This is a genomic window from Streptococcus sp. ELY_90 (assembly GCF_058314475.1).
On the sequence record NZ_JBZFUJ010000013.1, the window covers coordinates 45672 to 57135 of the forward strand.

An 11464-nucleotide genomic window follows, 5' to 3' on the forward strand; every position below is an offset into this window, starting at 1 on the left:
TCATCTCACTAAATATCAATCACTAAAATGATATTTCAATCTTATACCCAATAATCTAAGAAAAAGAATTGAAAATTCAAAGATGAATCCATGGTAGGTCACACAAAGAACCGCATTAAAATAACGTTTAGAAACCTTCAACTAATAATAAATAAGAGAAAAGCAATGCTATTTTCTTTCTATTCTCTCGCCACTTCAGATAGAGATAAGAAGAGAGAAAGAAAAGAGATATTGCAACCCCACCCCAATAAACGAACTGATACCAAAGTTTAAGGCACATATAAAACAAAGATAAGACCATGAATTGTAATAGAAAAATGCCATAGCCTTCTCTCTATTCTTCCCAAAACTAAGGTAGTGACACAATATGGAAAAACACCCACGAAGCGCATAATATCGAGGTTTATCCACCTGTTAACGACTCAAAACAGCGCTAAATCACGCGCAGCAATCCACGAAGAAAAATCTAAGATAAAAACGATGCTTAAGAAGTCCATGTATATATAGAAAATGTCCTAGTATAGAAGCACATATTTTAGTATTATCTTTTTCTTATAAAAAATGTGGCACTGCCTTTTGCTTTTCTTTCGCCTTTATATCACGGCTCACTATAAAAGCCCATAGCAGTTAGAAAACACGGTACAGTATAGAAGCCCATGATTATTAAAAGATAACAAGCGTAGCTTTCTCTCTTTTCTTATGGCGCGTGATGTGGATATCTGTATAGTATAGATGTCCATAATGAGTCTTATTCGTGATCTACTATAGAGAGCCATTAAAATTACGATTATGTTTAACTATAGAAGTCCATGTTATCGCTTATATTACCCTACTATATTAGCCCACTTTTCTTTAATTCATGGCCTTATATAGTAGACCATGAAATTTAAAAATACAGATAACTATAGTGAACCATGTTTTTTTAAATAATGGTGTGATATAGAAGCCCATGTTTAATAAAAATATGGGCTTTATATGTAATCCATTATTGAGATATTCGTGGTACAGTATACTACCTCATAAAAATAATAAATAATGGTCTAATATAGTGTGCCATGTTCCTTTAATTCATGGTCGACTATAGTTAGCCACAGATGACTAAATAATGGGTCAGTATAGAGTAGCCAAATGGATAATTTTATGGGCTTGTATAGTAGCAGACGATTTAACCGTTTATGTTTTACATAGTTGCCCATTATTTGAAAATTTTCGTCCTAGTATAGAAGTCCACACCACCCTATATAAGCGCTCTTCTATACTAGCCCATCTTTTGCTGATTCATGAACCGCTAAATAAGCTCATGAAAGAATGATAGTATTAACTTTATATGTAAATCATAGTTAGTAAAAAATCGGTCTTTGTGTAACCACATTTCCTATGAAATAAAAATCATATACACTAGAAAGGGTCTGGAACTACTGCTCCAGACCCTCTCTAATTCTATACCATATAATCATTACTGAACTTCAATGCCAAGGTATTCATTTGTACAATGTATATTAATTTGAGTAAGAATTTCATTATCAAAAGTGAACTCTACATAAGAAGGATAACCGTTTTCTTCACGCCCATCTAATACGTAACTTATGAAGCAGCGTGTATCATTCTTATCATACTCTCTGTCATATCTGAAATACTCATCTTTATATATAGGGTTCTTAATTTTGACATTATCTAAAAATTGATTTCTTGTAATTCCTAAATTAATCCCTTCGTACGATAATCTATTTCCTGCATTTTCATTTGGCTTAATTGCACTATTGACACTGCCTTTATATTGGAAAGTAAGAATGTTAATATCCGAATCAACAGCCTGGGCACTACGTCTATTTGTGTTAATAACATTTGCGGAGAGAAAGAAGGTTGTTGAGTTTTTTCGATTTTTTGCTGAGATAGACTCAAATGGTGTTGCTGTCTTTCCATTATCTATTTCAGTCATTGCTCCATCGTTACCTTCCATCTCTTCGCCCTCAACAGTTTCCCAAATTTTTCTAACAGTATTAGGCAGATTAAAATGATAAGAGTCAATTACAAAATTTGTTCCAAGAGTTACATTTACCTTCTTTTGATTATGAACTGGTAGTATTTGGTCAATATCTAGGTATGACATTGCATCATATACAGAATCATTATTTTTCAAAAAACTATAACGGTAGATTCCCTCATCGTCCAATTTACCCTCTGGCGACTCATAAGTTTCAAAATTGTGCACAGTATCAGCAGAAATTGTTTTACTGCTTGCTTTATCTGAACTTTTATTTTCTACTGATCCGTTTTTTCCTTTTCCACAGCCGACCAATAGCATTCCACAAATTATCAAGATAAAAAAATATTTTAATTTATTCATCATCTACACACGTCCTTTCGATTTCTTATAACTAGGATTTAATTGATTGATCTTTTCTTCATATTCTTTGATTTGACTGACTAATGATTGAAACTCCGAATCCCAATCGTTAGAAAATTTACTATAATAAGCTTCGCCTAATTGCTTAAACAGCGCATCAAGTTTCCGTTTTTCTAAACTGACCTCAATATTAGTCCTTACGTTACTTGTCAACTCTTTTGTCTTTTTTGAAGCTAACGAACTGACATCTGATATTTTCTCTGTAATATCTGTCAAAAAGGAATGCTCCCCATCTGTTGAGCCAAACTTCGCTCCACATTTTGGACAATAGTCACTATCTATTTGTAACTGATTTCCACATTTATAGCAGAATTTTTTTAATGACTGCTCTTTCTGAGAATGATTAGAGTTAGATAGAGATGAAGTTGTCAGTTCAACTTTCTCACCATGTTCTATCCCATCTGCCATCATCGGTATGATTGGACTATTTAGAATTTGTTCTGAATTTTCAATAGAATCAGAACTACCTTTAGAATTTTCAGTTAAAAACAATCCAGCATTCTTAGCCTCAATAAATTCTTTTGGTGTTGGTTTGCGGCCTTTTTCTTTTTCAAAAGACTCAATCCATTCATCTTTAAACATAACTATTCATTCCTTTTCAAATCGTCTAGTAAGCTTTATTATAAGCAACTCCCATATTTTGCATAAAACCTATACGTTGGCTCACTGCTGGGAAACCTCTTTCAAAAAATTTCTTAATTCTAGAATTATCAACTGATGTTATATTGTCTAGATAGTAACAGTGCACTTCTCCTAGGTTGTACTCAGCCACATATTGATCAGCAGCTAAAACATCTTTTTTTATCGTGCTTCTAACAAATAAATAAGTTAATCCTACCCAAGCCGCAATTATTGCTAAAGAAACGTAAAAGATGATAGCTCCGTTCTTACTTTGCGACGTATCAGACCAAAATGATGTTCTTCTATCTCCATAATTTTTATTGAATCCGCTCCAGATTAAAATAGCAATTGCTGCTAATACGACGATAATGTTGGCAGAAATAACAACTAATAATAAATTCGGGGCCATATCGCTAATTCGATGCAATTCAAACATCACTTTAGATTCAAAAATTTCTGGGTGCTGAGCTAGTGACTCTGATACAACAAGTTTGTTCATTCCAGTCGCATAAGCTACTGGTACATCGCTATTAATAATATGAACATCAATTGTCTCAGGCAATAACAAACCTTCAGACCTAGCTTTGGCTATCATATTATCTATGGGGACTTTTAAATATTCTATTTGTTCTTGACGTTCAATCTTTCTGGCACCAATAATCCGACACACTAGCCCTTGTCCTGTTTTTGATATCGCAAACATCATTAAAAGAATCGGTATCCCACATTGAATAGAACTGGCTATAGCTAAATAAATTAATAAGATCCATCTTTTATGCTGTATGCAACTCGTCAAATAGTCTATTATTGAAGTTTTCTGAAATTGAGCAGACATGTCACTTGAGTGGTTTTCACCTTTCAATCTCTGACCACAGTTCTGACAAAACTGAGTTCCTTCTATAGCTTGACTGCCACAAGAAGTACAAAATATCATATCTTTGGTTGGTTCATTTAGATTATTTTCGGCACCTTCTTGAAGATTTGATTGACTTATTGCTGCAGTGGTATTTTCTATGAACTCTCCGCTGAATTTCGCGGAAGTGATTTCTTCCTCTGTAGCTCTTCTTCCATTTATAGCTTCAAAAGCTTCTAACCATTCTTCTTTTGTCATAGTCTTCTCCTAATGTATTCTATATAAAGCTATTTTACCACATTTTCAGTCTTTTGTGACTGTTAAATTTATTTTCAGTCTTTTATAGTGGTTCTTTGAAAAATCAATACCTGTATGATAGGTTTATGGAAAATAAACTACAGAAATTTATTGCTCAGCGCATCAGAATTCTACGGAAACAAGCTGGTATGACGCAAATGGAGCTCGAAGAAAAAGCTGGCTTAGGTTTTAATTATATTTACAAACTGGAAAATAAGCCCAGCAACATTACTATCAGTACGCTTTACAAAATTATAGAAGCCCTTGAAGTAGATATACCTACTTTTTTCGATATGAAGCAAGATATTGATGAGGAAACCGAAGATCTATTACTACTCTTGGCCGAACTTCCCAAACAAAAACGTCGTGAATTCACGAAAGCTCTATCAATTCTGATTAAGTCTCTAAAATAGAGAAATAAATTTATCTTCAAGCCATTGTGAAGCTAAGAATAATGTTACAACATCAACGGATGAGAGTACTCCTAGCTTGTTCATCATCCTGTATGCCTCCACGCGCATAAAGTTACAACTGGCAAAGATAAACCATATGAAATAGCTATCCATCTGCTCAAAGTATTCATCTAGACATCCATTTCGGATGTCTTTTTCATTCTTGATTACTCCACAATCTTAGCGTGCATACAGCGCTGTTACTCAAAGGAAAATGAACAGCCTGTGCCTATTCTTTCTTTATTTTCATCAGGAAAAATTAATATCTCCAACCCTAGATTCAACGACATTTCATTATCAAGTTTTTATTTTTTTAATTATATGGCATGATATTAATGAATACATTTTAAGGAGTCTGACATGACAAATAAAGCAAACAAGCCTATGAAGGTTACTGTTCAAATTGGAAATACAGGAAGTCCTTCTCATAACTCAAGAAATTTTAATATAATATCTGCTTCTCATATTGATGAAAGTCGGTCTCACCTAAATCATTACATTTCTACCTATCCCGATTTAAAATATAATTTCGTTGAAACGGAAAAACGATTTTATCGAGTTAATTTTTCGGATTGGCTTAAAGATATTAATGCAAAAGCAATCAAACAATACCATCCAGAACGCAAAAAGACGAGTGAAGATTTAAGAAAAGGACGGAATACTAAGCCACAAGAAGTTATTTATCAAATTGGAAACAAAGATATAGCTCCTACTTCAACTGAATTTCGTATATGGAATAATGAACTGATAAAATATCAGTCGAAATTAACCAAAGAAAACTTATTTATCCTTGATGGTGCTATTCACAACGATGAAGCAACCCCTCATGCACATATCCGACAAGTTTGGGTATATCATGATAAAAATGAGGATGGAAAAGAGCTCCTCAAGATTGGGAAAAGAAAAGCTATGATAGAATTGGGATTGCCACTTCCAAATCCTGAAAAACCTGAAGGCCAGTATAACAACCGCTTAATGACCTATACTCGTCTTATTCGTGAAGAAGGGGAACGCCTGGCTATTGAAATGGGCTTTAACATTGACGTTGAACACAGCAAACGTCCGCACATGTCAAAAGAGGCATATATCCGTTACATTACCAGTCGGGAGTATGAAAATAAGGTGCTTAAACAAATTGAACAGAATCAGAAATTCAATCAACAGGATCGGTAAAGAAAATAAACTTTTCCCCATTGCTCTTACTCAAAAAATCTGGTATACTTTTGTTGGTTTATAAAACAACAGATGATTCGGGAGGTTTTATGTTTTCGGGAAATCGTTTAAAAGAAAGGCGGATGTCTCTAGGTTATTCGCAATCTGCTATGGCGGATAAACTTCGTATCAACCGTTCCTCCTACTTCAATTGGGAAAATGGAAAAACAAAGCCAAATCAAAAGAATCTCCAACAACTGGCCACCATCTTAAAAGTTCCAGAGACTTACTTTGAATCTGAATACAAGATTGTTAGTACTTACCTCCAGCTCTCTTCGGATAATCAAAAAAAGGTTGATAGCTATGCTGAAGAATTGCTTCAAGCACAACAATCACATGATAACATTGTTCCACTGTTTTCTGTGGAAGTCCTATCTGATGTGGCTCTTTCTGCTGGTCTTGGTGAATCTCTCTTTGATGAATATGAGACAGAAACCGTTTATTCAGACGAAGAACAATATGGCTACGATGTTGCTGCTTGGATTAAAGGAGACTCTATGGAACCTATATATCTGGATGGTGAAGTCGCTCTTATCCGTGCCAGTGGTTTTGATTACGACGGAGCCGTCTATGCACTGTCATGGAATGAGTCCGTCTATATCAAGAAACTCTATCGAGAAGAAAATGGGTTTCGGATGGTATCTCTAAATGATGCTTATCCTGATCGATTTATCCCCTATGAGGATGAGCCTCGTATTGTTGGATTAGTCGTTAGTCACTTCATGCCCACTATAAGAAGCTGATTGTGATACCACCTGCTAAAACTATCATTTGTAGTAAAGAGCATATTTACATTGCACCACAGCATATTGAATATGAGATAACAGATCATATTGATGAACTGGAAAGTTAGAAGGAGATAAGGAGGAACTAAAACCATGGGCTATATTGATTATTCCAAAGAACCTCAATCTGATATAGCTTTCGTTGATATGAAGTCTTTCTATGCCAGTGTAGAATGTGTTGACCGTGGATTAAATCCCTTGCACACTTCTCTGTGCGTTATGAGTAGAGCTGAAAACGCTGCGGGGTTAATTTTAGCATCGTCTCCCATGTTTAAAAAAGTCTTTGGAAAAAACAATGTCGGACGTGCTTACGATTTACCCTTTGATATTCAGACAAGAAAGTTCAATTACTATAATGCTAAACGCCAAGGACTTGACATCACACCTAAGTACATCTCTTATATTGAAAACTGGGCTAAAAGAACACTGATTGTCCCTCCCCGGATGGATCGCTATATTGAGAAAAATATCGAAATTCAGCACATCTTTCAAGACTATGCTGCACCTGATGACATTCTCCCCTACTCTATTGATGAAGGCTTTATTGATCTAACCTCTTCTCTCAATTACTTCGTTAGAGACAATTCATTGAATCGAAAGCAGAAACTGGATGTACTATCTTCCAAATTACAACATGACATTTGGAAAAAGACAGGGATCTATTCAACTGTTGGTATGAGCAACGCTAACCCATTATTAGCTAAATTAGCTCTTGATAATGAAGCGAAAAAGACACCGACCATGCGAGCCAATTGGTCTTATGAAGATGTCGAATCAAAACTTTGGTCTCTTCCACACCTAACTGACTTCTGGGGTATTGGCAGACGTACAGAGAAACGACTCCATAAATTGGGCATCACCTCTATCAAAGAACTGGCTAATGTTAATCCAGATATACTTCAAAAAGAATTTGGAAAAGTCGGCGTTCAATTGTGGTTCCATGCCAACGGTGTGGATGAAAGTAACGTCCACAAGCCTTACAAACCTAAGTCTCATGGTCTAGGTAATTCTCAGGTTTTACCTCGTGACTACCACTCAAAACGGGAGATTGAGACCGTTTTATCGGAAATGGCAGAACAGGTAGCGAATAGATTAAGAATGGCCCATAAAAAGGCCACGGTAATATCTATCCAAGTCGGTTACTCAAAAATAGAGAGGAAACAACCTATTATGGCGCAAAAGAAAATAGAGCCTGCCAACTTGACAAAAACAATGGTAAATCATGTGCTGGAGTTATTCCGCAGTAAATATAACTCTGGGGCCGTGAGAAACATCGGCGTATTCTACAGTGGCTTTGTCGATGAGAGCATTGGGCTCCTATCACTTTTCGATGATGTTGAAACGATAGAAAAGGAAGAAAGACTCCAAGCAGCCATTGATACTGTTAGGGAACAATTTGGTTTTTTGGCTATACAAAAAGGAACCGTCCTTACAGAAGGTTCCAGAAATATTGAAAGAAGTAAACTCATCGGCGGACACTCCGCTGGAGGGTTAGAGGGACTAAAATGATAAATCGTTCTTATTTACCTTTTCAATCAGCAAGGGAATATCAAGATGTTGGGATGCAAAAATGGATGGGATTTTTCTTGTCAGAGCACACTGCTGCTCTCTTTGATGATGCGAGTAGAAGGACTTATCAGTCTGAATTAACTATGGAGATGAAACATCTGCTGCTAAGCCAGTTGTATGTGAATCAATTGACTGCACGAATCACAATAGAAGAAAAGAACAATTTAAACTATGTCATTGGTAACGTCTTAACGCTCACAAGTGACCATGTTTTAGTGAAATCAACTGATGGGCATGTCACTATCGCGCTTGAAGATATGCTTGCTATTGAACTTTTGGAGGAGGTGCCCCTGCATGAATCAGCTTGACTTTCATCACAATGAGTTACAAATGGATTATTTTAGCGATAACTATCGTCGTTTTGAAACAGACTTCTACCGCTACTCTGCCTTAGATATCCCCTTAACGTTCTTAACAGATGATATTCTCTTGGCCATGTCCAAATCCCAACATAACTACTTTAAGCTCAATAAAGAGAATGCTAAGGATAATAGGGACCACTACTTCATCTTTGATATTAAACCTGTAGAGGAAGAAAAGCTAATTCGGAAGTTTGTCTATTTAAAAACAACTCTTCATCTCTTCCCCTGAAATACCTAACAGCAATTTAGATTAATAATAGGAAATGGGCTAGTTCGCTTTGTACTAGCCCATTTCGCATTATTAAACAATTAATTGAATAACAAATAATTACGACTGTTTTCGATTAAAGGAGTAATAGCCGCATCCGCCCCCTAAAATTAGGAGAATAAGTAAAAAGAAAATAGGTTTAGAGTGATGCCCAGATTGTTGCGCCTGTTCTTGGCTAAAGCCTTGCATAGCAATTGATTCTTGATAGTGCTGTTCCATCTTTTCACGTGAAATTTCACCTTTTAGCATACTACCATCTGAACGCTGGAAATCTACCATTCCATAGAAATCTGAAAGATAATCCTTGCTTCCCTCCATAGCAACAAAACGAGGTGTTTTATCGATATTTCCTTTTACTTCAGGATTTACCACAACTTCTTTTGTCATCAAAGTTCCTTTAACTTTAGTAAGAGAACGTGGAGAGAGACCATCAATAGATGCTTCAATTTTATAATTTCCAACCGGGACATTAGCTTTTTGAACCCAATGATTGTCCTCATTGATTTTAAAGGTTTTTACAACATCACCTGTATCCGCATTGATAAGGTCAATAGTCATCTCAAGATCGTAATTATCTTGAACAATCCCTTGAACAACAACAGGTCCTTTGTTTGAATCAAATAGAAATACTTTTACTAAAAATAGCAACCCTAATAGTAGGGCACCTATTACTAATATCTTCTTCATTATTTTAAACCTTACTACCACACTCAACACAGAATAGAGCACCATCAGCTAACGTTGCCCCACAATTGGTACAGAATGCTTGATTTACTTCTTCAGCTACTTCGATGCTTTCAAAAGTATCAATTGCAGATGAGGTCATTTCTTGATTAGAAACTTGTACTACTTCTTCTGATTGATTCAGCTTTTGTCCACAATGAGGACAAAAAGATAACCCTTTCTCAATAAATTTACCACAGGAAGCACACTGGTCAGTTTTTAATGAATTTTCAACTGTATAAGATTGAATCGTCTCATCACAAAGTTTAATTTGCGAAACTAGCTCTTGAAATTCAATATCAATATCATCTCGATATTTCTCATAATATACGGAACCTAGTGACTTGAGTAAATCATCCCGTTTCCGTTTTTCTTTTAGAACTATATTTTGAATTTTTACATTCTGAGTCAATGCTTGAGTTTTCTGACTAGCTATCGTTTTAGCATCAGTAAGTTTTGATGTAAGTTCGTCTAAAAATGACATTCTAACCCTCCACTAGAGACTATTATAACTATTTACCATGCCTAAAAACACTGCAAAGGTCAGAACCAAAGCAATAATCAATATCATTGTATGTAATGAACGATTTGTAGTATGTTTTCTTCCCATTAATGCTGCAATCACAGAGAATAACCCAGAAATAACTCCGATACCAGGTTTTATTGCCCATAATAATAGTGTTAAAGCAATCAGAGCAGCTGACAAATAAGTGTAAAAATCAGGAGATTGACCTAGTTTGTTAGTAGGCTGCACATTGTTATTCATTACTGGTTGACTATTATTTGTAGTATTGGCTTTTTGAAGTGTGTTCCCACATGACATACAAAATTTACTATTCGCATTATTTTTAGCACCGCATTTTGAGCAAAACATTATCTTTACCTCACCCTTATGTTATTTTAAGTATACTTTATGTAATATACTATAGATATTATACCATAAACTATCCTTTTAAGGATAGTTATTTAAACCTTTTAGTATCTGTAAACTGTTCCAAAAAATCTATATCCTTAAATACAGGGAGGGCAGATTATGACTCTGGATCAATTTGTCGCTAAAAGGATTCAAACCTTAAGGAAAGAATTTGGATTAACACAAGAACAATTAGCTGAGGTAGCTCAGTTAGATATCTCCTCAATTGCAAAAATTGAACGTGGAGAACGCTCTAATATAACAGTGAATACGTTAGAAAAAATTATAGATGGGTTTGGACTGTCTATGCAAAGCTTCTTCCAAGGCTATAAAGACGATGACAAGGAAGTTAATGATCCATCGTTCGAAAGATTTCAAAAATATATGATGACAGTTAGCCCAGAAAAACGTAAAAAATACTTAGAAGTGTTTGAAAAGATTATTTCTATTGAGAATCTATAACAGTTCAAAATATTTTAGCAAATATTCATTTCATAATAAAAATAAAAGGAGTAAGTAACAATGCTTACTCCTTTTAATATATCCTCAGATAATATTGAAAAATGTTCTATAAAGTATCTTTAACATTTACAAATATCAGTAGATAAATCCTTGAAAAATTATTTATCTCTAAAAAAAATGAATTTTTGAACGAGACTGAAGATTTTTTGTGGCATACTATCTATGCGAGGAAATAAATCTAACATAAATTGTATCAAAATGATTTACTTAGAGCTCTAAAATACCAACATTTTTATAATGATTAATTTTCAAGCATTCACAAATACATAGAGGAGAGTAATATACCCCCTCTCGACTGACTCTATAAACTCAAAGAAGTCAATCAAGAACATTATTTTCAATTAATTAAAAATTTTAAAAAGACAAACTATAAGAAAAGTCAATAGTTTTAGATGAATTTATATTTTGTTCCCATTATGAGTTTGAGAGTACACTAAAAAGCCTCTGAAACGCCTCATTTTTTCAAAGGTTAGGATAAGT

Annotated in this window: 13 protein-coding genes; 7 read left to right on the forward strand and 6 right to left on the reverse strand. The window is 34.8% G+C overall.

The window, feature by feature from the left end; genetic code table 11:
- Nucleotides 1–1456: 1456 nt before the first annotated feature.
- The 3 genes from AC4HAF_RS08435 to AC4HAF_RS08445 are packed head-to-tail and all read right to left on the reverse strand — an operon-like array spanning nt 1457 to nt 4139.
- Nucleotides 1457–2350: a hypothetical protein gene (locus tag AC4HAF_RS08435; protein ID WP_491097399.1), complete on the reverse strand. Its 894-nt coding sequence runs from the start codon at nt 2348–2350 to the stop codon at nt 1457–1459.
- Nucleotides 2351–2989 carry a zinc ribbon domain-containing protein gene (locus AC4HAF_RS08440; RefSeq protein ID WP_491097400.1) on the reverse strand — a complete coding sequence of 213 codons (639 nt, stop codon included), beginning with the start codon at nt 2987–2989 and terminating at the stop codon, nt 2351–2353.
- A gap of 25 nt (nt 2990–3014) precedes the next feature.
- Nucleotides 3015–4139 carry a M48 family metalloprotease gene (locus AC4HAF_RS08445; protein ID WP_491097401.1) on the reverse strand — a complete coding sequence of 375 codons (1125 nt, stop codon included), beginning with the start codon at nt 4137–4139 and terminating at the stop codon, nt 3015–3017.
- Nucleotides 4140–4264: 125 nt separating this feature from the next.
- On the opposite strand from AC4HAF_RS08445, the gene AC4HAF_RS08450 reads away from it, so the two are divergent.
- The 6 genes from AC4HAF_RS08450 to AC4HAF_RS08475 all read left to right on the forward strand — a co-directional run bounded on the left by AC4HAF_RS08450 (nt 4265) and on the right by AC4HAF_RS08475 (nt 8787).
- Nucleotides 4265–4591, forward strand: coding sequence for a helix-turn-helix domain-containing protein (locus AC4HAF_RS08450; protein ID WP_491097402.1), 327 nt, complete (start codon nt 4265–4267; stop codon nt 4589–4591).
- A 399-nt stretch (nt 4592–4990) separates the two neighbouring features.
- Nucleotides 4991–5803: a plasmid recombination protein gene (locus AC4HAF_RS08455; RefSeq protein WP_027975859.1), complete on the forward strand. Its 813-nt coding sequence runs from the start codon at nt 4991–4993 to the stop codon at nt 5801–5803.
- An 89-nt stretch (nt 5804–5892) separates the two neighbouring features.
- Nucleotides 5893–6585, forward strand: a complete 693-nt coding sequence (locus tag AC4HAF_RS08460; protein WP_491097407.1) for an XRE family transcriptional regulator — start codon at nt 5893–5895, stop codon at nt 6583–6585.
- Between the two features lie 135 nt (nt 6586–6720).
- On the forward strand, nt 6721–8136 hold the full coding sequence (locus AC4HAF_RS08465) for a Y-family DNA polymerase (RefSeq protein WP_491097403.1): 1416 nt from the start codon (nt 6721–6723) through the stop codon (nt 8134–8136).
- Complete coding sequence (locus AC4HAF_RS08470) at nt 8133–8504, forward strand: hypothetical protein (protein ID WP_491092182.1); 372 nt, start codon at nt 8133–8135, stop codon at nt 8502–8504. The genes AC4HAF_RS08465 and AC4HAF_RS08470 overlap by 4 nt, the downstream gene beginning before the upstream one ends.
- Nucleotides 8491–8787 (forward strand): DUF5960 family protein, encoded by a 297-nt coding sequence (locus tag AC4HAF_RS08475; RefSeq protein WP_491097404.1) that lies wholly within the window; start codon nt 8491–8493, stop codon nt 8785–8787. The genes AC4HAF_RS08470 and AC4HAF_RS08475 overlap by 14 nt, the downstream gene beginning before the upstream one ends.
- Nucleotides 8788–8886: 99 nt before the next feature.
- Here the strand turns inward: AC4HAF_RS08475 and AC4HAF_RS08480 are convergent, their stop codons facing one another.
- The 3 genes from AC4HAF_RS08480 to AC4HAF_RS08490 are packed head-to-tail and all read right to left on the reverse strand — an operon-like array spanning nt 8887 to nt 10423.
- Nucleotides 8887–9513, reverse strand: a complete 627-nt coding sequence (locus tag AC4HAF_RS08480; protein WP_491097405.1) for a hypothetical protein — start codon at nt 9511–9513, stop codon at nt 8887–8889.
- 4 nt (nt 9514–9517) lie between these two features.
- Nucleotides 9518–10033, reverse strand: coding sequence for a zinc ribbon domain-containing protein (locus tag AC4HAF_RS08485; protein WP_018374746.1), 516 nt, complete (start codon nt 10031–10033; stop codon nt 9518–9520).
- A gap of 12 nt (nt 10034–10045) precedes the next feature.
- Nucleotides 10046–10423 carry a zinc ribbon domain-containing protein gene (locus tag AC4HAF_RS08490; RefSeq protein WP_018374747.1) on the reverse strand — a complete coding sequence of 126 codons (378 nt, stop codon included), beginning with the start codon at nt 10421–10423 and terminating at the stop codon, nt 10046–10048.
- 159 nt (nt 10424–10582) lie between these two features.
- Between AC4HAF_RS08490 and AC4HAF_RS08495 the strand changes: the two genes are divergently transcribed.
- The gene (locus tag AC4HAF_RS08495) at nt 10583–10924 is read left to right on the forward strand and encodes a helix-turn-helix domain-containing protein (protein WP_491097406.1); all 342 of its coding nucleotides are present in this window, start codon (nt 10583–10585) and stop codon (nt 10922–10924) included.
- Nucleotides 10925–11464 lie beyond the last annotated feature (540 nt).

Coding starts and splice junctions, on each gene's coding strand:
- AC4HAF_RS08435 (WP_491097399.1), bottom strand. CDS start 2,350: ATGATGAATAAATTAAAATATTTTTTTATCTTGATAATTTGTGGAATG.
- AC4HAF_RS08440 (WP_491097400.1), bottom strand. CDS start 2,989: ATGTTTAAAGATGAATGGATTGAGTCTTTTGAAAAAGAAAAAGGCCGC.
- AC4HAF_RS08445 (WP_491097401.1), bottom strand. CDS start 4,139: ATGACAAAAGAAGAATGGTTAGAAGCTTTTGAAGCTATAAATGGAAGA.
- AC4HAF_RS08450 (WP_491097402.1), top strand. CDS start 4,265: ATGGAAAATAAACTACAGAAATTTATTGCTCAGCGCATCAGAATTCTA.
- AC4HAF_RS08455 (WP_027975859.1), top strand. CDS start 4,991: ATGACAAATAAAGCAAACAAGCCTATGAAGGTTACTGTTCAAATTGGA.
- AC4HAF_RS08460 (WP_491097407.1), top strand. CDS start 5,893: ATGTTTTCGGGAAATCGTTTAAAAGAAAGGCGGATGTCTCTAGGTTAT.
- AC4HAF_RS08465 (WP_491097403.1), top strand. CDS start 6,721: ATGGGCTATATTGATTATTCCAAAGAACCTCAATCTGATATAGCTTTC.
- AC4HAF_RS08470 (WP_491092182.1), top strand. CDS start 8,133: ATGATAAATCGTTCTTATTTACCTTTTCAATCAGCAAGGGAATATCAA.
- AC4HAF_RS08475 (WP_491097404.1), top strand. CDS start 8,491: ATGAATCAGCTTGACTTTCATCACAATGAGTTACAAATGGATTATTTT.
- AC4HAF_RS08480 (WP_491097405.1), bottom strand. CDS start 9,513: ATGAAGAAGATATTAGTAATAGGTGCCCTACTATTAGGGTTGCTATTT.
- AC4HAF_RS08485 (WP_018374746.1), bottom strand. CDS start 10,033: ATGTCATTTTTAGACGAACTTACATCAAAACTTACTGATGCTAAAACG.
- AC4HAF_RS08490 (WP_018374747.1), bottom strand. CDS start 10,423: ATGTTTTGCTCAAAATGCGGTGCTAAAAATAATGCGAATAGTAAATTT.
- AC4HAF_RS08495 (WP_491097406.1), top strand. CDS start 10,583: ATGACTCTGGATCAATTTGTCGCTAAAAGGATTCAAACCTTAAGGAAA.